Genomic DNA, 18,572 nt, shown 5'->3' with positions numbered 1-18,572 from the left:
CCTGCGAGCCAGACCAGAACAAGATGTGGCGCGAAACCAAAATTCTGCTGATTGATGATAATGCTGAGCGCCGCCGCGATCTGTCGGTGATTCTCAATTTCCTCGGCGAAGATCACCTTTCCTGTGGCAGTAGTGATTGGCGTGAGGCGGTTGATGCGCTTGAGTCCAGCCGCGAAGTGCTAAATGTTCTGCTGGGTGATGTCATCGCCAAAGGCGGCGCTTTGGAGCTGATCAAGCACATAGGGGCCTGGGACGAGAATCTTCCGCTGCTGCTGATCGGTGAGCCGATTCCGCAGGACTGGACTGACGACCTGCGTCGTCGCGTGCTGGCCAGCCTGGAGATGCCGCCCAGTTACAACAAGCTGCTCGACTCCCTGCACCGTGCCCAGGTCTACCGCGAGATGTATGACCAGGCCCGTGAGCGCGGGCGCCAGCGCGAGCCCAACCTGTTTCGCAGCCTGGTCGGAACCAGCCGTGCCATTCATCAAGTGCGCCAGATGATGCAGCAGGTGGCCGATACCGAGGCCAGCGTGTTGATCCTCGGCGAGTCCGGCACTGGCAAGGAGGTGGTGGCGCGCAACCTGCACTACCACTCCAAGCGTCGTGAGGCGCCTTTCGTGCCGGTCAACTGCGGCGCGATTCCGGCCGAGCTGCTGGAAAGCGAGCTGTTCGGTCACGAGAAGGGTGCCTTCACGGGTGCGATCACCAGCCGAGCCGGGCGCTTCGAGCTGGCCAACGGTGGCACCCTGTTCCTCGACGAAATTGGCGACATGCCACTGCCGATGCAGGTCAAACTGCTGCGCGTGCTGCAGGAGCGCACGTTCGAGCGGGTCGGCAGTAACAAGACCCAGAGCGTGGATGTACGCATCATCGCTGCAACCCACAAGAACCTGGAGAAGATGATCGAGGAGGGTACCTTCCGCGAGGATCTCTACTATCGCCTGAATGTCTTCCCGATCGAGATGGCTCCGCTGCGTGAACGCGTGGAGGACATCCCGCTGCTGATGAACGAGTTGATCTCGCGTATGGAGTTCGAGAAGCGTGGCTCCATTCGTTTCAACTCGGCGGCCATCATGTCGTTGTGTCGCCATGACTGGCCTGGCAACGTGCGCGAGCTGGCCAACCTGGTAGAACGCATGGCGATCATGCACCCCTACGGAGTGATCGGCGTGGGCGAGCTGCCGAAGAAGTTCCGCCATGTCGATGACGAAGACGAGCAGTTGGCGATCAGCTTGCGTGAGGAGTTGGACGAGCGCGCGGCGATCGGCGCGAGTCTGCCGGGCATTTCCAACACCGCGATGCTGCCGCCGGAAGGGCTGGACTTGAAGGACTACCTGGGTAATCTCGAGCAAGGGCTCATCCAGCAGGCGCTGGACGATGCCAATGGCGTGGTGGCGCGTGCCGCAGAGCGTTTGCGGATTCGCCGCACGACACTGGTGGAGAAGATGCGTAAGTACGGTATGAGTCGTCGTGATGACGAGGCTGCCGACGAGGACTGATCCCGCTTGGCACCTCACCAATAAAGCCGGAGCTTTGACGCAAGCTCCGGCTTTATTTTTTAAGTATTTGAATTTAAAGAATTATTTTTTAGGCACGGCTATTGCTATGTCTCTTCCAACCGACCGTTTGCTGACGGTTCGACAGGCGAGAGAAGAGCATGAATCCAATAGCCCCCCAGCTGCACGACATTCCTGACGCCAGTACTGCCGCACCGGTAGAGCAGGCCAGCCGCGCTAGCCTGGAGCAGGCATTCGCCCTGTTCAACCAGATGTCCAGCCAGCTGAGCAGTTCCTACAGCATGCTTGAGGCTCGTGTGAGCGAGCTCAAGGGGCAGCTGGCCCTGGTCAGTGCCCAGCGCATGCAGGAGCTGGCAGAGAAGGAGCGCCTGGCCAATCGTCTGCAGAGCCTGCTCGATCTGCTGCCTGGGGGGGTGATCGTCATCGACGGTCAGGGCGTGGTGCGCGAGGCCAACCCGGTAGCCCGTAGCCTGCTGGCCAGGCCTTTGGTGGGCATGCTCTGGCGCGAGGTGATTGCGCGCAATTTTGCCCCCCGTGAAGACGATGGTCATGAGATTTCCCTAAAGGACGGGCGTCGCCTGTCCATTGCCACCCGTTCGTTACAGGGCGAGCCTGGGCAATTGGTGCTGTTGACTGACCTGACGGAAACCCGCCGCTTGCAAGACCAGCTTGCCCGTCACGAGCGCCTGTCTGCGCTGGGGCGCATGGTCGCTTCGCTGGCTCATCAGGTACGCACGCCGCTGTCTGCCGCATTGCTCTATGCCAGTCACTTGAGCGAGCAGGAGTTGCCGTTCGAGCAGCAGCAGCGCTTTGCCGGGCGAATCAAGGAGCGTTTGCACGAGTTGGAGCATCAGGTGCGCGACATGCTGATTTTTGCCCGCGGCGAGTTGCCGTTGCCCGATCACATCACCCCTGCTGCGCTGTTCAGTGCGTTGCGCAGTGCCGCCGAGCCGCATGTGCAGGGCATGAATGTGCGCTGGCAGTGCGACGCGCGCGTGGGTGAGCTGCTGTGCAACCGTGACACGCTGGTCGGCACCGTGCTCAATCTGATTGAGAATGCCATCCAGGCCGGCGGTCGCGAAGCGGGTCTGAAAATCCATCTGTATACCCGTGATCACAACCTGTTCCTCTGTGTCAGCGACAACGGGCCGGGAATCGACAAGGTCACGTTGGCACGCCTTGGCGAGCCATTCTTTACCACCAAAACAACGGGTACCGGCCTCGGTCTGGCTGTGGTTCAGGCTGTGGTTCGGGCGCACCAGGGCGAGTTGCGTCTGCGCTCGCGACCGGGGCGTGGTACCTGCGCCATTCTCGTGTTGCCGTTGACTCAGGCGCGGCAGGCACTTGTTTCAGGAGTACACCCATGACAGCCAAAGTTCTGCTGGTCGAAGATGACCGCGCCTTGCGCGAGGCCTTGTCCGACACGCTACAGCTCGGTGGCCATGAGTTCCGAGCAGTGGCTTGTGCCGAGGATGCCGTGGCGGCCTTGGGCGAGGAGGTTTTCGGTCTGGTGATCAGCGATGTCAACATGCCGGGCATGGATGGTCATCAGTTGCTCGCACTGATTCGCTCCCGTTATCCGCAGTTGCCGGTGTTGTTGATGACGGCCTATGGCGCCGTTGAACGTGCGGTGGAGGCCATGCGGCAGGGGGCGGCGGATTATCTGGTCAAGCCCTTCGAGCCGCGCACCTTGCTGGAGTTGGTAGGGCGGCATGCCCTTGGGCGTGTGTCCGCAGGAGCGGGTGAGGGGCCTGTGGCCTGTGAACCGGCCAGTCAGCAACTGCTGGAACTGGCCGCACGCGTTGCGCGTAGCGACTCCACTGTGCTGATTTCCGGCGAATCCGGCACGGGTAAGGAGGTGCTGGCGCGCTACATTCATGAGCAGTCGAATCGTGCCGAAGGCCCGTTTATTGCCATCAACTGCGCGGCGATTCCGGACAACATGCTGGAAGCGACCCTGTTCGGCCATGAAAAGGGTGCCTTTACCGGCGCCATCGCTGCTCAGCCTGGCAAGTTCGAGCTGGCCGATGGCGGCACCATTCTGCTCGACGAGATTTCCGAGATGCCTCTGGGCTTGCAGGCCAAGCTGCTGCGGGTCTTGCAGGAGCGCGAGGTGGAGCGTGTGGGCGCGCGCAAGCCGATCAACCTGGACATTCGCGTGCTGGCCACCACCAACCGCGATCTCGCGGGAGAAGTGGCGGCGGGGCGTTTCCGCGAGGACCTCTACTATCGGCTGTCGGTTTTCCCGCTGGCCTGGCGCGCGCTGCGCGAGCGACCTGCCGACATCCTGCCGCTGGCCGAGCGCCTGCTGAGCAAGCACGTCAAAAAAATGAACCACAGCCCTGTGCAGCTATCTGCGCAGGCGCGCGCTGCCCTGGTGGCGCACGCCTGGCCGGGGAATGTGCGGGAGCTGGATAACGCTATCCAGCGGGCCCTGATCCTGCAGCAGGGCGGGCTGATCCAGCCGCATGACCTGTGTCTGACGGCGCCGATAGGAATGGCGCCCCCTCCTGCAATGGCGCCGGTAAGTCTGGTGTCGAGCGTTCCTGTGCCGCGCGAAGAGTCCGGGGGCGCGAGTGAAGCCAGTGGCGTGCTCGGTGAGGACATGCGCCGGCATGAGTTCCAGATGATCATCGATACCCTGCGCGCCGAGCGTGGTCGCCGCAAGGAGGCCGCCGAGCGTCTCGGCATCAGTCCGCGCACCCTGCGCTACAAGCTGGCCCAGATGCGCGATGCCGGCATGGATGTCGAAGCCTATTTGTACGCCAGCTGAGCGTCAGCCCGAACCCTCTCTTGGCCCGCCTTGTGCGGGCCTTCTTTTTTGGCACTGTGCTTGCAGATACCCAGGAAAAGCCGCGTAGCGTCAAAAAACTGCGGCAGCTGGAGGAAAGAATATGAGCCAGGGTGTCGAATTCAATCGCCTGATGTTGGAAATGCGCTCCATGCAGATGGAAGCCATGGCCAAGCAGAAGCCTGTGGCCGAGGCGCCGCAACCCGGTGCGCCGAGTTTTTCGGACATGCTGGGGCAGGCGGTGAACAAGGTGAACGAAACCCAGCAGGCTTCGACCCAGTTGGCGACTGCCTTCGAAATGGGACAGAAGGGCGTCGATATCACCGATGTGATGATCGCCTCGCAAAAGGCCAGTGTTTCCTTCCAAGCCATGACTCAGGTGCGCAACAAGCTGGTTCAGGCCTACCAAGACATCATGCAGATGCCGGTTTAACAGGGCGGATTTGAGACATGGCTGAAGCAGTCGCAGCAAACGTACCCGCCACCACGGGCGCTCAGGAGGACAAGAAGCCGCTGTTCGGGCTGTCCTTTCTGGAAAACCTATCCGACATGTCCATGCTGCGCCAAATCGGCCTGCTGGTCGGCCTGGCTGCCAGTGTGGCCATTGGTTTTGCCGTGGTGCTGTGGTCGCAGCAGCCGGATTACAAGCCATTGCTGGGTAACCTGGCCGGCATGGACAGCAATCAGGTGATGGAGGTGCTCAATGCCGCCGACATCACCTACACCGTGGAGCCGAACTCCGGCGCGCTGCTGGTCAAGTCAGAAGATTTGGGGCGTGCCCGGATGAAGCTGGCCGCTGCGGGTGTAGCACCGAGCGATGGCAATATCGGTTTCGAGATTCTCGACCAGGAGCAGAGCCTGGGCACCAGCCAGTTCATGGAGGCTACCCGTTATCGTCGCGGGCTGGAGGGTGAGCTGGCGCGTACTGTATCCAGCCTGAATAACGTCAAGGCCGCTCGCGTGCATTTGGCCATTCCGAAGAGTTCGGTGTTCGTGCGTGATGAGCGCAAGCCCACCGCCTCGGTACTGGTCGAGCTGTATCCCGGGCGTGCCCTGGAGCCGAGCCAGGTGATGGCCATTGTCAATCTGGTGGCGACTTCGGTGCCGGAACTGACCAAGTCGCAGGTCACCGTGGTTGATCAGAAAGGCAATCTGCTCTCCGATCAGCAGGAACTGTCCGAGCTGACCATGGCCGGTAAACAGTTCGACTACACCCGGCGCATGGAAAGCCTGTTCACCCAGCGCGTGCACAACATCCTGCAGCCGGTCCTGGGCAATGGCCGCTACAAGGCCGAAGTGTCTGCCGACGTTGACTTCAGTGCGGTAGAGTCCACTTCCGAGATGTTCAACCCGGATCAGCCGGCCCTGCGCAGCGAACAGCAGGTTAATGAACAGCGCTCCAGCAGTCTGCCGCCGCAAGGCGTGCCGGGCGCGCTGAGCAATCAGCCGCCGGGAGCTGCCGCCGCGCCCGAGCAGGCCAATGCGCAAGCCGCGCCACCTGGCCCGGTACAGCCTGGCCAGCCGTTGCTGGATGCCAATGGCGCACAGATCACGGACCCTGCCACCGGTCAGCCGATGCTGGCGCCATATCCGGCGGACAAGCGTGAGCAGTCGACCCGCAACTTCGAGCTGGACCGTTCGATCAGCTACACCAAGCAGCAGCAGGGCCGTCTCAAGCGCCTTTCGGTGGCTGTGGTGCTGGACGACAAGGTCAACATCAATGCCGAAACCGGCGAGGTCACTCGTACCCCCTGGGGCGCGGAGGATCTGGCTCGCTTCACCCGCCTGGTGCAGGACTCGGTGGGCTTCGACGCCAGCCGCGGCGACAGCGTCAGCGTGATCAACGCACCGTTCTCCACGGAGTTGGGTGACGAGGTCATTGAAACGCCGTTCTACACGCAACCCTGGTTCTGGGACATCGTCAAACAGGTACTGGGCGTGCTGTTCATCCTCGTGCTGGTGTTCGGCGTGCTGCGTCCGGTGCTCAACAACATCACCAACCCGACGCGTGCTGCTGGGGGTGCCGGCGCTGATGGTGATGTCGAGCTGGGCGACATGGGTGGCCTGGACGGTGAGCTCTCCGCCGATCGTGTCAGCCTCGGTGGCCCGCAGAGCATCCTGCTGCCGAGTCCTTCCGAGGGGTATGATGCACAACTGAATGCCATCAAGAGTCTGGTGGCGGAAGATCCGGGCCGCGTGGCCCAGGTAGTCAAAGAGTGGATCAACGCCGATGAGTGACAATCGCCCCGTTGCCAAGATGAGCAAGGTCGAGAAGGCCGCCATCCTCCTGCTGTCGCTCGGCGAGACCGACGCCGCTCAGGTGTTACGCCACCTCGGGCCAAAGGAGGTGCAGCGGGTCGGCGTGGCCATGGCCAGCATGCGCAATGTGCAGCGCGAGCAGGTCGAACAGGTGATGGGCGAGTTCGTCGACATCGTCGGTGACCAGACCAGCCTGGGGGTGGGCTCCGATGCCTATATCCGCAAGATGCTCACCGCTGCGCTGGGTGAGGATAAGGCCGGCAACCTGATCGATCGCATCCTGCTCGGCGGCAGCACCAGTGGCCTGGACAGCCTGAAGTGGATGGAGCCGCGCGCCGTGGCGGATGTGATCCGCTACGAGCACCCGCAGATTCAGGCCATCGTGGTGGCCTATCTGGATCCGGACCAGGCGGGCGAAGTGCTCAGTCACTTCGATCACAAGGTACGGCTGGACATCATCCTGCGCGTGTCTTCGCTCAACACTGTGCAGCCGGCCGCGCTGAAGGAACTCAACCAGATTCTCGAGAAACAGTTCTCCGGCAGCTCCAACACCACTCGCGCCAACCTGGGCGGCGTGAAGCGTGCGGCCGACATCATGAACTTCCTCGACAGCTCGGTAGAGGGCCAGTTGATGGACTCCATCCGCGAGGTGGACGAAGACCTCTCCAGCCAGATCGAGGACCTGATGTTCGTCTTCGACAACCTGGCCGATGTCGACGACCGCGGCATCCAGGCGCTGATGCGCGAGGTATCGTCAGATGTGCTGGTGCTGGCGTTGAAGGGCGCCGACGACGGCATCAAGGAAAAGGTCTTCAAGAACATGTCCAAGCGTGCCGCCGAGTTGCTGCGCGACGATCTGGAGGCCAAAGGCCCGGTGCGCGTCAGCGAAGTGGAAACGGCGCAGAAGGAAATCCTCACCATCGCCCGGCGTATGGCCGAGTCGGGCGAAATCGTCCTCGGCGGTGCCGGTGGCGAGGCAATGATCTAAGAGGCGTGCAGGCATGGTTCCCAAGGAGGCTTCCAGCGAGCTGATTCGCGCCAAGGACGTCAGCGGCTTCGATCGTTGGGCGTTGCCCAGCTTCGATCCTCAGGTGGAGCCTCCGGCAGAGCCGGAGCCTGAACCTGAAGCCGTCCCTGAGGAGGCGTCGACCCAGGTTGAGGAAGTGGCAGCTGAAGACGTCAAGCCACTGACGCTGGACGAGCTCGAAGCGATTCGTCAGGACGCCTACAACGAAGGTTTTGCCACCGGCGAAAAGGATGGTTTTCGCGCCGGCCAACTCAAGGCCAAGCAAGAGGCCGACGCAGCTCTGGCGGACAAGCTCGCCGCGCTGGAGCAGCTGATGGGGCATCTGCTGGACCCTATTGCTGAGCAGGATCAAGCGCTGGAGCAGGGCATGGTCCAACTGGTCAGCCAGGTGGCGCGGCAGGTCATCCAGCGCGAATTGACCAGCGATTCCACGCAAATCCGCCATGTGCTGCGTGAAGCACTCAAGCTGCTGCCAATGGGCGCCAGCAACGTACGCATACATGTCAATCCGCAAGACTTCGAGGTCATCAAGGCGCTGCGTGAGCGGCATGAGGAGAGCTGGCGCATTCTTGAAGACGACTCGCTGCTGCCTGGTGGTTGCCGGGTGGAAAGTGAGAGCAGTCGCATTGATGCCAGCATCGAAACGCGCATGGCGCAGGCGCTGAAGCAGCTCTTCGAACAGCAGCGGGCGCAAGCCACGACTCCTCCAGAGGCTGATATACAGGTCGACCTGGGGGACGCCGATGCGCCTTGAACGCACCAGTTTCGCCAAGCGCCTGAGCGGCTATGCCGAGGCGATCAAGCTGCCTGCCCAGCCGATAGTGGAAGGGCGTTTGTTGCGCATGGTGGGCCTGACTCTCGAGGCTGAAGGACTGCGCGCTGCATTGGGGAGTCGCTGCCTGGTCATCAATGACGACAGTTACCACCCGGTGCAAGTAGAGGCCGAGGTAATGGGTTTCTCGGCTGGCAAGATCTATCTGATGCCGGCCGGCAGCCTGGCCGGCATCGCGCCGGGTGCCCGAGTGGTACCGTTACCGGATACCGGACGTCTACCCATGGGCATGTCCATGCTCGGCCGCGTGCTGGATGGTGCCGGCCGCGCGCTGGATGGCAAGGGCGGGATGAAGGCCGAGGACTGGGTGCCCATGGATGGCCCTACCATCAACCCGCTCAACCGTGACCCGATCAGCGTCCCCTTGGATGTAGGCATTCGCTCCATCAACGGCCTGCTTACCGTTGGCCGAGGCCAGCGCCTGGGCCTGTTTGCTGGTACGGGGGTGGGCAAGTCGGTACTGCTGGGCATGATGACGCGATTCACCGAGGCCGACATTATCGTGGTCGGGCTGATCGGCGAGCGGGGCCGAGAGGTGAAGGAGTTCATCGACGAGATCCTCGGTGAGGAAGGCATCAAGCGCTCGGTGGTCGTCGCCTCGCCTGCGGATGATGCGCCGCTGATGCGTTTGCGTGCCGCTCAGTACTGCACGCGTATCGCCGAATATTTCCGTGACAAGGGCAAGAACGTCCTGCTGCTGATGGACTCGCTGACCCGATTCGCCCAGGCACAGCGTGAAATTGCCCTGGCAATCGGTGAGCCGCCTGCGACCAAGGGCTATCCGCCTTCCGTATTCGCCAAACTGCCCAGGCTGGTGGAGCGTGCCGGCAATGCGGAGGCTGGCGGCGGTTCGATTACTGCGTTCTACACCGTGCTGTCGGAAGGTGATGATCAGCAAGATCCGATTGCTGATGCCGCCCGGGGTGTGCTGGACGGCCACTTCGTGCTGTCGCGCCGGCTGGCCGAGGAAGGGCATTATCCGGCCATCGATATCGAGGCTTCGATCAGCCGGGTCATGCCGCAAGTGGTCAGCCCCGAGCATCTCAAGCAGGCGCAGCGCTTCAAGCAGCTGTGGTCGCGTTACCAGCAAAGCCGCGACCTGATCAGCGTCGGCGCCTATGTGCCGGGTGGCGATGCCGATACCGACCTGGCCATCGCCCGGCAGCCGAACATGATGCGCTATCTGCGTCAGGGACTGAGCGATAGTGAGCATCTGGCCGATAGCGTCAACCTGCTGGCGCAAGTGTTCAACCCACAGACGCAGGCCTGATAGATGGCCGATAGCCGTGCACAGCGCTTGGCTCCCGTCATCGAGATGGCCGAGCGTGCCGAGCGTGAGGCCGCGCGCCAAATGGCTCACATGCAAGGGCTGCTGGCCAAGGCCGAGGCTCAGCTGGGGGATTTGGAGCGTTATCGCGGCGACTACCAGCAGCAGTGGATCACTGAGGGTAGCAAGGGGGTTTCTGGTCAGTGGCTGATGAACTACCAGCGCTTCCTCAGTCAATTGGAAACCGCCATCGGCCAGCAACTGCAGACTGTCACCTGGCATCGGCTGAATCTGGAAAAGTCCAAGGCCACCTGGCAGCAGCGCTACGCCCGTGTCGAGGGGCTGCGCAAGCTGGTGCAGCGCTACCGCGACGAGGCCCGTGCCGCAGAGGACAGGCGTGAGCAGAAGTTACTGGACGAACTGGCACAACGCCCCGTCATGCGTGACCCGTACTAGGTTGTGCGGGCATTTTGCTGCGCGCATCGGCACTGCATCTGCAGGCGATGGTTGCTGCTACCACCCGTCGGTGCTACATCTTTCCCTGCACAAAAATACAAGGAGTGCCACATGGCTATCACCGCGCTGCCATCGAGCGACGGGCAGGAGCTGACCATCCATATTCAGGGACGCTTCGATTTTTCGGTGCATCAGGAGTTTCGCGATGCCTACGAACGGGTGACTGCCACACCCAAGCGCTATGTAGTAGACCTCAAGGGCGCTACTTATCTGGACAGCTCTGCACTGGGCATGCTCCTGCTGTTGCGTGACCATGCCGGTGGCGATCATGCGCGCATCAGCCTGATCAACTGCAACCCGGATGTGCGCAAGATCCTCGCCATTTCCAACTTCGAACAACTGTTCCAGATCGGCTGACTACCATGGCGGGCCGCCTGTCCATCCTGATCGCTGAGGACAGCGCGGCAGACCGCCTGCTGTTATCTACCATCGTCACGCGTCAGGGGCATCGCGTGCTCACGGCGGAGAATGGCCTGGAGGCCTTGCAGCAGTTCGAGCGGGAGCGCCCGCAGCTGGTGCTGATGGACGCCATGATGCCGGTGATGGACGGCTTCGAGGCGGCCCGTCGGATCAAGGCGGCGGCTGGCGAAACGCTCGTGCCGATCATCTTCCTCACCTCCCTGACCGAGAGTGAAGCGTTGGTACGCTGCCTGGAAGTGGGTGATGACTTTCTGGCCAAGCCTTACAACCAGGTCATCCTCGACGCCAAGATCCGCGCCATGGATCGGCTGCGGCGTCTGCAGGATACGGTGCGCCGCCAGCGCGATCTGATCGCCAAGCACAACGAGCATCTGGTCAACGAGCAGCGCGTAGCCAAGGCAGTGTTCGACAAGGTGGCTCACTCGGGCTGCCTGAGCGCGGCCAATATTCGCTACCTGCAGTCGCCCTTTGCCCTGTTCAACGGTGATTTATTGCTAGCCGCGTTCAAGCCAAACGGCGATATGCATGTGCTGCTCGGGGATTTCACCGGTCATGGCCTGCCTGCGGCGATAGGTGCGATGCCGCTGGCCGAGGTGTTCTATGGCATGAGCGCGAAAGGCTTCTCGCTGCCAGAGATCCTGCGCGAGATGAATGCCAAGCTCAAACGCATTCTGCCAGTAGGGGTGTTCTGTTGCGCGACCATGCTCAACCTGAGCTTCCAGCGCCGGATCGTGGAGGTGTGGAACGGTGGCCTGCCGGATGGCCACTTGTTGAGGATAGCCAGCGGCGAGCGCGTGCCTCTGGTGTCGCGCCATTTGCCGCTGGGTGTGCTGGATGCAGGGAGTTTCAACGAGTCATATGAAGTGCATGCTCTGGAACCAGGGGATCGTATCTTCCTGCTCTCCGATGGCGTGTTGGAAACCCGTGACGCAGCCGGCCAGTTGTTTGGCGAGGACCGTCTGCTGCAGGTGCTGGATGGCGGTGCGCCAGCCGAGATGCTGTTCGATGAAGTCAAACGCTCCCTGGCAACGTTTCGCGGTGAGGCCCAGGACGATGTCAGCATGATCGAACTGAGTCTGGTGGAGGATGGTGCCCTGCAGCGTCCGCCGCTGATCTTCACCGACAGCGGGCAGAGCAGTCCGCTGGACTGGTCGGCCAGCTTCGAGTTTCGTGCCGAAACGCTCAAGCGCTTCAACCCGCTGCCGTTTCTGCTGCAGCTGCTGATGGAAGTGCAGGGCCTGCGGCCCCAGGCTGGCGCGCTCTATACCGTGCTGACCGAGCTCTTTTCCAATGCCCTGGAGCATGGCGTGTTGGGCCTGGATTCGCGGCTAAAGGCCGATGCCGAGGGGTTTGCGCGTTATTACCAGGAACGTAGTCAGCGTCTGCAGGCGTTGCAGGACGGTTTTGTGCGCTTCGGGCTGGAACTGTTGCCGACGGTCGAGGGAGGCAGCCTGCGTATCGATATCCAGGACAGCGGCACTGGCTTCGATGTGGGGAGCATGCTGGCGTTGCAGCCGACGGCAGGTTGCCTGAGTGGTCGAGGCCTGCGCCTGATCCACCGGCTGGCCCACGAGTGCCACTGGGCGTCGGATGGTCGTGGCGTCAGCGTGGAGTTTCGCTGGACGGCTCAGGCATAATCGCCGCTCCCCGATCACGGAGTGAGCCGGTGTCTGAATCCCATCTCGATCAGCATGTATTAGCCTCCCTGCAGGATGTCATGGGTGAGGAATACCCCGTACTGCTGGATACCTTTATGCTCGATTCCGACGAGCGCCTGCGCAACATCAACGAGGCCCTGGTCGCCGCAGATGCCCAGGCTTTGCGTCTGGCGGCCCATAGTTTCAAGGGCAGTAGCAGCAATATGGGGGCGCCCCTGTTGGCCGGCTTGTGCAAGGAGTTGGAGGATGAGGCCCGTCGCGAGCGTCTGGAGGTGGCGCCTGAACTGGTCGAGCAGATCGAGCGTGAGTTTGCCATCGTACGCATCCTCCTCAAGTCCGAGCGTCAGCGCTATCGCTAGGGGCTGACTTCATTCCTTTCATGGATGCCGGCCAAGTTGGCCCGGCCCTTGCTCTAGCTTCGGTACGATCCCCCCTGACGGAGAGTACCCATGTCCGTTGCACCCGATTTCCTGCTTCAGTCCGCACCCGAAGTGCGGCCCAAGGCAGCCCCCACTAAGCCCGCCGCCAATGAGCCGGAGCCCAGTAAGAGCAGGGACTCCAGCTTTGCCGAGGTCTATGCCAAGGAGCGCCAGGTCAAGGCTGCCGAGCGCAGGGAGGCCAGTGCCAAGGCCAGCCAGGAGAAAACCGAAGACGCTCGCCCGGGCGACGCTGCGGTTGCCGATACTGCAGCCGAGGAGCCTGCTGTTGCCGATAGCGGCAATTCTTTGCCGGACGATGAGCCAGGTATGCCGGATGAGGCGATTGATCCACTGCTGCTGATGGGCTTGGGCAGCCAGCAGGCTGCAGACGATAGTGCGGCGCCGCTGGAGGCTGAGTCGGCCGTTGCGTCAGATGCCCTGGCCGAGTCTTTGGCGACGGCCCCGGCGGCGAGTGCTGCCCCTGCGATCCTGACCGAAGCCAGTCATGACCCCGAGTTGGACCTGCTCAACAGCCTGGCGGGGGTCAAGCTGGCGTTGGAGGTAGGTGAGCAGGCTCAGAAGGCGGCAGAGAAACTGAGCCCCGGCGCTGTGGCAGCGGAGCGTTCGAATACGCCGGGCTTTGCCAATGCCCTGGCAGCGCTCAGTGGTGAGGCCATGCCCAGTGATGAGCCGCAGACCGAGGGGCTAGAGCTTGAGCTGCTGGGCGACGGCATGGAAAGCCTGCCGGAAGTGCGTGAGAGCAAGTCCGAGGCGCGGGCGGAGGTGTTTGCCAGCAAGCTGAGTGCCCTCAGTCAGGCCATCGGACAGCAGAATTTGGCAGCCCAGCGCCTGCCTCTGGTGCCTGGTCAGCCGCTGCAGGTAGCCCATGCCGGCATGAGTGAGGGAGTGGTCGACCGGGTGATGTGGCTTTCCAGCCAGAACCTCAAATCGGCCGAGATCCAGCTCGATCCGGCCGAGCTGGGGCGTCTGGAGGTGCGTATTGAGCTGAACAAGGACCAGGCTGCCCAGGTCACCTTCGTCAGCCCCAACGCCCATGTGCGTGATCAGCTGGAAGGGCAGGCCCACCGCTTGCGTGAGATGCTCGCCCAGCAGGGCATGAATCAGGTCGACGTCAATGTGTCCGACCAATCCATGGCGCACAACTCTCGGGGAGAAGCCGAGGAGGGGCGGCGGCAGTCCGGCGGACGTGGATTGGCGGAGGCTGGCATTGACGAGGTGAGTGTGGGCACAAGCGAGATACGCAGTCCCTCAGCCTCGGCTCCGCGAGGGCTGGTTGACTACTACGCCTGATTTTCTTCGCTCAAACTGCACAACGCCCGGTGGCGACAATCACCGGGCGTTGTCGTTTTCGGGTGACAGGCGGTCATTGCCTTGGTATACGGGCTGCCTGTGTCGGGTGGCTCGGAAGCGACTACCTTGTTTACAAGGTGGCATAACACTTGCTCCTAAGCCCTTGACGGAAGAAAAAATACTGTTTGGTGACGGATTTTTGGCATGGCAAAGAAACAAGCTCCCAACCCAGCTGCTGCGGACGGGGCCGGCGATAAGCCTGGCAAGGGCAAGCTCAAACTCATCATCCTGATTGTGGTGGGCTTGTTGCTGGCGGTCGGTATTTCGATCGGTGCGACGCTGTTCTTTCTGGGCAAGGACAAGGGTTCGGAAGAAAAGCCTGAGGCTGAGGAACACGCCGAGGAGGCTGCGCCGGTCAAGCAGCCAGCCATCTACGAGAGCATTGCTCCGGCGTTCGTCGTCAACTTCAAGCAGCAGGGGCGTCAGCGCTACATGCAGGTCAGCGTCGCCCTGATGGCGCGTAGCGAGGCAGATCTCGAGGCGCTAAAAGTGCATATGCCGCTGCTGCGCAACCGCCTGGTCATGCTGTTTTCCGGTCAGGACTTCGAGGCCTTGATGACGCCGGTCGGCAAGGAACTGCTGCGCCAGCAGGCTACTACGGCCGTGCAAGAACTGGCGCAGAAGGAAACTGGTAAAACCGTGGTCGAACAGGTGCTGTTCACCAATATCGTGCTGCAGTAGGCAGGAGACACCATGGCCGTACAAGACCTGCTGTCACAGGATGAGATCGATGCGCTGCTGCATGGCGTCGACGATGGTCTGGTCGAAACCGACGACGATGCCGATCCCGGTAGTGTCAAAAGCTATGACCTGACCAGCCAGGACCGTATCGTCCGGGGGCGCATGCCGACCCTGGAGATGATCAACGAGCGTTTCGCCCGTTACACCCGTATCAGCATGTTCAACCTGTTGCGCCGCTCGGCTGATGTGGCGGTCGGTGGCGTGCAGGTGATGAAGTTCGGTGAGTACGTGCACTCGCTGTACGTACCGACCAGTCTCAATCTGGTGAAGATGAAGCCGCTGCGTGGCACGGCGCTGTTCATTCTCGATGCCAAGCTGGTGTTCAAGCTGGTCGACAACTTCTTCGGCGGTGACGGTCGCCACGCCAAGATCGAGGGGCGCGAGTTCACCCCGACCGAACTGCGCGTGGTGCGCATGGTCATCGACCAGGCTTTCGTTGACCTCAAGGAGGCCTGGCACGCCGTCATGGATGTCAACTTCGAGTACATCAACTCGGAAGTGAACCCGGCCCTGGCCAATATCGTCAGCCCTAGCGAGGTGGTGGTGGTGTCCACCTTCCATATCGAGCTGGATGGTGGTGGCGGCGACCTGCACGTGACCATGCCCTATTCGATGATCGAGCCGATCCGCGAAATGCTCGATGCCGGCTTCCAGTCCGATGTGGACGATCAGGACGAGCGCTGGATCAAGGCTCTGCGCGAAGACATCCTTGACGTCAATGTGCCGCTGGGCGCCACGCTGGCACGCCGTGAGCTCAAGTTGCGCGACATCCTGCACATGCAGCCCGGCGATGTGATTCCCGTCGAATTGCCTGAACAGATGATCATGCGTGCCAATGGCGTGCCGGCCTTCAAGGTCAAACTGGGGGCGCACAAGGGCAACCTGGCCCTGCAGATTCTCGAACCCGTGGAGCGCATGCGCTAACCGTGGGAATACATACGATCAGGCGGGCCAGACTGTCTGATCTGCATGCTGACAGCCAGCCGAGGTAGAGTGATGGCAGACGAAAACGAAGGCACCAGCCCAGAAGAACAGGCCCTGGCAGACGAGTGGGCGGCTGCCCTGGCCGAAGCTGGTGACGATGCGGCCGGGCAGGATGATATCGATGCGTTGATGAATCAGGGAGCACCGGCTGCCCCGGCCGCGCCGCGCATGGAAATGGAAGAGTTTGGCGCCGCACCCAAGCCCGGTAATGGCCCAGTGAGTCTGGACGGCCCGAACCTGGATGTGATCCTCGACATTCCGGTATCCATCTCCATGGAAGTGGGCAGCACCGAGATCAGCATTCGCAACCTGTTGCAGCTCAACCAGGGCTCGGTCGTGGAGCTTGATCGTCTGGCGGGCGAGCCGCTCGACGTGCTGGTCAACGGCACGTTGATTGCCCATGGCGAGGTAGTGGTGGTCAACGAGAAGTTCGGCATCCGCCTGACCGACGTGATCAGTCCCAGCGAACGTATCAAGAAGCTGCGCTGAAGCCATGAAGCGACTTTTGCCGGTGCTGTTTCTGGCGCCTTTGAGTCTGCTGGCCGCAGAGCAGTCGGTGCCACAGGCGACTACGCCCTTGGCGAGCACGGATGTCGGCAGTCAGCTGGTGCAGTTGATGCTCGGCCTGCTGGTGGTGGTGGCGCTGATTTTTGCGTTGGCTTGGTTACTGCGCCGGGTTCAGCAGATCGGCCCGCGTGGCAACCAGGCGATCAAGCTGGTGGCCAGCCAGGCACTAGGGCCGCGTGACCGTCTGTTGCTGGTACAGGTTGGCGGCGAGCAGATTCTGCTGGGTATCAGCGCCGGGCGCATCACGCCGCTGCATGTGCTCAGGGAGCCTGTGAGCCTGGGGGATGCTGAGCCGGCCACGCCTGAATTTGCCCAGCGCCTGATGGAGTTGCTCGGCAAGGACCAGAAGGACAAATCCTGATGCTGCGTTTGTTGTTGGTGCTGGTTCTTGGCCTGGGTGCTTCGCTGGCTTTCGCCGCTGACCCGCCGACGGGCAATTCTCTGATTCAGCAGGGCAGCAATCCTCTGTCGATTCCTGCCATCACCCTGAGCACCAACGCGCAAGGGCAGCAGGAGTACTCGGTCAGCCTGCAGATTCTGCTGATCATGACGGCGCTGAGCTTCATCCCGGCGTTCGTCATGCTGATGACCAGCTTCACCCGGATCATCATCGTGTTCTCCATTCTGCGTCAGGCCCTGGGGCTGCAGCAGACGCCTTCGAACCAGATCCTGATCGGCCTGGCGCTGTTCCTGACGCTGTTCATCATGGCGCCGGTGTTCGACAAGATTAACCAGGATGCTCTGCAGCCTTATCTGAACGAGCAGCTACCGGCGCAAGAGGCGATCAGCCGCGCCGAGGGGCCGATCAAGACGTTCATGCTGGCGCAGACCCGCGCCTCCGATCTGGAGCTGTTCGTGCGCCTGTCCAAGCGTACCGACATCCAGAGTCCTGAGGCGGCGCCGCTGACCATCCTGATTCCGGCGTTCGTCACTTCCGAGCTGAAGACCGCGTTCCAGATAGGCTTCATGATCTTCATCCCATTCCTGATCATCGACATGGTGGTGGCCAGCATCCTTATGGCCATGGGTATGATGATGCTGTCGCCGCTGATCATTTCCCTGCCGTTCAAGATCATGCTGTTCGTTCTGGTCGATGGCTGGGCCCTGATCATGGGCACGCTGGCTGGCAGTTTCGGGACGATATAGGAGCCGCCAAGATGACTCCGGAAGTCGCTGTTGACCTGTTTCGCGAAGCGCTCTGGCTGACGGCACTGATCGTCGGCCTCACGGTGTTGCCGAGCCTTCTGGTTGGCCTGTTGGTCGCCATGTTTCAGGCCGCCACGCAGATCAACGAACAGACGTTGAGTTTTATTCCGCGCCTGTTGGTCATGCTGCTCACCCTGATCTGGGCCGGCCCATGGCTGGTGCGCGAGCTGATGGAGTACACCCAAACGCTTGTGCAGAACATTCCGTTGTTGATCGGCTGATGCTGGAGCTGACCAACGCACAGATCGGCGGCTGGGTAGGCCAGTTCCTCCTGCCGCTGTTCCGTATCGCCGCCATGCTCATGGTCATGCCGGTGATTGGCACCCAGTTGGTGCCTGCGCGGGTGCGACTGTATCTGGCGCTGGCCATTTGTGTGGTGCTGGTGCCCACGCTGCCGCCCATGCCGCAGGTGGACTCGGTCAGCCTGCAGTCCATGCTGCTGATTGCCGAGCAGGTGCTGATCGGGGTGATGTTCGGCTTTCTACTGCAACTCTACTTTCATCTGTTCGCAGTGGCGGGGCAAATCATCGCCATGCAGATGGGGCTGGGTTTTGCGTCCATGGTCGACCCCAGCAACGGCGTGTCGGTGCCGGTGCTCGGGCAGTTTCTGCTGATGCTGGTGACCTTGCTGTTTCTGGCCATGAACGGTCATCTGGTCGTGTTCGAGGTGCTGGCTGAAAGCTTTGTGACTCTGCCGGTCGGAGGTGGGCTGCTGGTGGAGCACTATTGGGAGTTGGCCGGCAAGCTGGCTTGGGTGATTGCCGCGGGTCTGCTGCTGGCATTGCCGGTGATCACGGCGCTGCTGATCATCAACCTGGCCTTCGGCGTGATGACCCGTGCGGCGCCGCAGCTGAACATCTTCTCCATCGGTTTTCCGCTGACGCTGGTATTGGGGTTGGTGATCTTCTGGCTGGGCCTTTCCGATTTCCTCGCGCACTTTCAGGTGTTCACCAGCGAGGCCCTGCAACAACTGCGCGAACTCGCGCGCGTCCGCTGA

The 18,572-nt window shown here is 61.8% G+C and carries 20 protein-coding genes; all 20 read left to right on the top strand.

The window, feature by feature from the left end:
- The first annotated feature begins 23 nt into the window (after window positions 1-23).
- Complete coding sequence (locus P7A97_RS04890; protein ID WP_277688826.1) at window positions 24-1,499, top strand: sigma-54 dependent transcriptional regulator; 1,476 nt, start codon at window positions 24-26, stop codon at window positions 1,497-1,499.
- A 158-nt stretch (window positions 1,500-1,657) separates the two neighbouring features.
- Window positions 1,658-2,884, top strand: a complete 1,227-nt coding sequence (locus tag P7A97_RS04885) for an ATP-binding protein (RefSeq protein ID WP_277688825.1) — start codon at window positions 1,658-1,660, stop codon at window positions 2,882-2,884.
- Window positions 2,881-4,290, top strand: coding sequence for a sigma-54-dependent response regulator transcription factor FleR (gene fleR / locus P7A97_RS04880; RefSeq protein ID WP_277688824.1), 1,410 nt, complete (start codon window positions 2,881-2,883; stop codon window positions 4,288-4,290). The genes P7A97_RS04885 and fleR overlap by 4 nt, the downstream gene beginning before the upstream one ends.
- A gap of 121 nt (window positions 4,291-4,411) precedes the next feature.
- Window positions 4,412-4,741, top strand: a complete 330-nt coding sequence (fliE, locus tag P7A97_RS04875; protein ID WP_277688823.1) for a flagellar hook-basal body complex protein FliE — start codon at window positions 4,412-4,414, stop codon at window positions 4,739-4,741.
- 17 nt (window positions 4,742-4,758) lie between these two features.
- Window positions 4,759-6,546 carry a flagellar basal-body MS-ring/collar protein FliF gene (gene fliF, locus P7A97_RS04870; protein ID WP_277688822.1) on the top strand — a complete coding sequence of 596 codons (1,788 nt, stop codon included), beginning with the start codon at window positions 4,759-4,761 and terminating at the stop codon, window positions 6,544-6,546.
- On the top strand, window positions 6,539-7,555 hold the full coding sequence (gene fliG / locus P7A97_RS04865; protein ID WP_277688821.1) for a flagellar motor switch protein FliG: 1,017 nt from the start codon (window positions 6,539-6,541) through the stop codon (window positions 7,553-7,555). The genes fliF and fliG overlap by 8 nt, the downstream gene beginning before the upstream one ends.
- Before the next feature lie 13 nt (window positions 7,556-7,568).
- Entirely contained in the window at window positions 7,569-8,348 is a 780-nt protein-coding gene (gene fliH, locus P7A97_RS04860) for a flagellar assembly protein FliH (RefSeq protein ID WP_277688820.1), read from the top strand.
- Window positions 8,338-9,696 (top strand): flagellar protein export ATPase FliI, encoded by a 1,359-nt coding sequence (fliI, locus tag P7A97_RS04855; protein ID WP_277688819.1) that lies wholly within the window; start codon window positions 8,338-8,340, stop codon window positions 9,694-9,696. The genes fliH and fliI overlap by 11 nt, the downstream gene beginning before the upstream one ends.
- 3 nt (window positions 9,697-9,699) lie before the next feature.
- Entirely contained in the window at window positions 9,700-10,149 is a 450-nt protein-coding gene (gene fliJ / locus P7A97_RS04850; protein ID WP_277688818.1) for a flagellar export protein FliJ, read from the top strand.
- Window positions 10,150-10,260: 111 nt separating this feature from the next.
- On the top strand, window positions 10,261-10,566 hold the full coding sequence (locus P7A97_RS04845) for an STAS domain-containing protein (RefSeq protein ID WP_277688817.1): 306 nt from the start codon (window positions 10,261-10,263) through the stop codon (window positions 10,564-10,566).
- 5 nt (window positions 10,567-10,571) lie between these two features.
- A complete protein-coding gene (locus P7A97_RS04840) occupies window positions 10,572-12,266 on the top strand; it encodes a fused response regulator/phosphatase (protein ID WP_277688816.1) in 1,695 nt (564 codons plus the stop codon).
- Between the two features lie 29 nt (window positions 12,267-12,295).
- Entirely contained in the window at window positions 12,296-12,646 is a 351-nt protein-coding gene (locus P7A97_RS04835) for an Hpt domain-containing protein (RefSeq protein ID WP_277688815.1), read from the top strand.
- Between the two features lie 90 nt (window positions 12,647-12,736).
- Window positions 12,737-14,017, top strand: a complete 1,281-nt coding sequence (locus P7A97_RS04830; RefSeq protein WP_277688814.1) for a flagellar hook-length control protein FliK — start codon at window positions 12,737-12,739, stop codon at window positions 14,015-14,017.
- Between the two features lie 204 nt (window positions 14,018-14,221).
- Entirely contained in the window at window positions 14,222-14,758 is a 537-nt protein-coding gene (gene fliL / locus P7A97_RS04825) for a flagellar basal body-associated protein FliL (RefSeq protein WP_277688813.1), read from the top strand.
- A 12-nt stretch (window positions 14,759-14,770) separates the two neighbouring features.
- Window positions 14,771-15,742 carry a flagellar motor switch protein FliM gene (gene fliM / locus P7A97_RS04820; RefSeq protein ID WP_277688812.1) on the top strand — a complete coding sequence of 324 codons (972 nt, stop codon included), beginning with the start codon at window positions 14,771-14,773 and terminating at the stop codon, window positions 15,740-15,742.
- Window positions 15,743-15,814: 72 nt separating this feature from the next.
- Window positions 15,815-16,291 (top strand): flagellar motor switch protein FliN, encoded by a 477-nt coding sequence (fliN, locus tag P7A97_RS04815; RefSeq protein WP_277688811.1) that lies wholly within the window; start codon window positions 15,815-15,817, stop codon window positions 16,289-16,291.
- A gap of 4 nt (window positions 16,292-16,295) precedes the next feature.
- Window positions 16,296-16,730, top strand: a complete 435-nt coding sequence (fliO, locus tag P7A97_RS04810; RefSeq protein ID WP_277688810.1) for a flagellar biosynthetic protein FliO — start codon at window positions 16,296-16,298, stop codon at window positions 16,728-16,730.
- The gene (fliP, locus tag P7A97_RS04805) at window positions 16,730-17,515 is read left to right on the top strand and encodes a flagellar type III secretion system pore protein FliP (RefSeq protein WP_277688809.1); all 786 of its coding nucleotides are present in this window, start codon (window positions 16,730-16,732) and stop codon (window positions 17,513-17,515) included. Before fliO ends, fliP begins: the two co-directional genes overlap by 1 nt.
- Before the next feature lie 11 nt (window positions 17,516-17,526).
- Complete coding sequence (gene fliQ, locus P7A97_RS04800; protein ID WP_277688808.1) at window positions 17,527-17,796, top strand: flagellar biosynthesis protein FliQ; 270 nt, start codon at window positions 17,527-17,529, stop codon at window positions 17,794-17,796.
- Window positions 17,796-18,572, top strand: a complete 777-nt coding sequence (gene fliR, locus P7A97_RS04795; protein WP_277688807.1) for a flagellar biosynthetic protein FliR — start codon at window positions 17,796-17,798, stop codon at window positions 18,570-18,572. The genes fliQ and fliR overlap by 1 nt, the downstream gene beginning before the upstream one ends.

Origin of the sequence: Pseudomonas sp. GOM6, from assembly GCF_029537485.1 — a bacterium.
Taxonomy (GTDB): Bacteria; Pseudomonadota; Gammaproteobacteria; order Pseudomonadales; family Pseudomonadaceae; genus Aquipseudomonas.
Note: the sequence above shows the minus strand (reverse complement) of the source record. Positions and strands in the feature narration are given on the sequence as shown.

What these genes read in the sequence shown, in the direction of transcription:
- P7A97_RS04890 (WP_277688826.1), top strand. Translation starts at nt 24, where the DNA reads ATGTGGCGCGAAACCAAAATTCTGCTGATTGATGATAATGCTGAGCGC.
- P7A97_RS04885 (WP_277688825.1), top strand. Translation starts at nt 1,658, where the DNA reads ATGAATCCAATAGCCCCCCAGCTGCACGACATTCCTGACGCCAGTACT.
- fleR (WP_277688824.1), top strand. Translation starts at nt 2,881, where the DNA reads ATGACAGCCAAAGTTCTGCTGGTCGAAGATGACCGCGCCTTGCGCGAG.
- fliE (WP_277688823.1), top strand. Translation starts at nt 4,412, where the DNA reads ATGAGCCAGGGTGTCGAATTCAATCGCCTGATGTTGGAAATGCGCTCC.
- fliF (WP_277688822.1), top strand. Translation starts at nt 4,759, where the DNA reads ATGGCTGAAGCAGTCGCAGCAAACGTACCCGCCACCACGGGCGCTCAG.
- fliG (WP_277688821.1), top strand. Translation starts at nt 6,539, where the DNA reads ATGAGTGACAATCGCCCCGTTGCCAAGATGAGCAAGGTCGAGAAGGCC.
- fliH (WP_277688820.1), top strand. Translation starts at nt 7,569, where the DNA reads ATGGTTCCCAAGGAGGCTTCCAGCGAGCTGATTCGCGCCAAGGACGTC.
- fliI (WP_277688819.1), top strand. Translation starts at nt 8,338, where the DNA reads ATGCGCCTTGAACGCACCAGTTTCGCCAAGCGCCTGAGCGGCTATGCC.
- fliJ (WP_277688818.1), top strand. Translation starts at nt 9,700, where the DNA reads ATGGCCGATAGCCGTGCACAGCGCTTGGCTCCCGTCATCGAGATGGCC.
- P7A97_RS04845 (WP_277688817.1), top strand. Translation starts at nt 10,261, where the DNA reads ATGGCTATCACCGCGCTGCCATCGAGCGACGGGCAGGAGCTGACCATC.
- P7A97_RS04840 (WP_277688816.1), top strand. Translation starts at nt 10,572, where the DNA reads ATGGCGGGCCGCCTGTCCATCCTGATCGCTGAGGACAGCGCGGCAGAC.
- P7A97_RS04830 (WP_277688814.1), top strand. Translation starts at nt 12,737, where the DNA reads ATGTCCGTTGCACCCGATTTCCTGCTTCAGTCCGCACCCGAAGTGCGG.
- fliL (WP_277688813.1), top strand. Translation starts at nt 14,222, where the DNA reads ATGGCAAAGAAACAAGCTCCCAACCCAGCTGCTGCGGACGGGGCCGGC.
- fliM (WP_277688812.1), top strand. Translation starts at nt 14,771, where the DNA reads ATGGCCGTACAAGACCTGCTGTCACAGGATGAGATCGATGCGCTGCTG.
- fliN (WP_277688811.1), top strand. Translation starts at nt 15,815, where the DNA reads ATGGCAGACGAAAACGAAGGCACCAGCCCAGAAGAACAGGCCCTGGCA.
- fliO (WP_277688810.1), top strand. Translation starts at nt 16,296, where the DNA reads ATGAAGCGACTTTTGCCGGTGCTGTTTCTGGCGCCTTTGAGTCTGCTG.
- fliP (WP_277688809.1), top strand. Translation starts at nt 16,730, where the DNA reads ATGCTGCGTTTGTTGTTGGTGCTGGTTCTTGGCCTGGGTGCTTCGCTG.
- fliQ (WP_277688808.1), top strand. Translation starts at nt 17,527, where the DNA reads ATGACTCCGGAAGTCGCTGTTGACCTGTTTCGCGAAGCGCTCTGGCTG.
- fliR (WP_277688807.1), top strand. Translation starts at nt 17,796, where the DNA reads ATGCTGGAGCTGACCAACGCACAGATCGGCGGCTGGGTAGGCCAGTTC.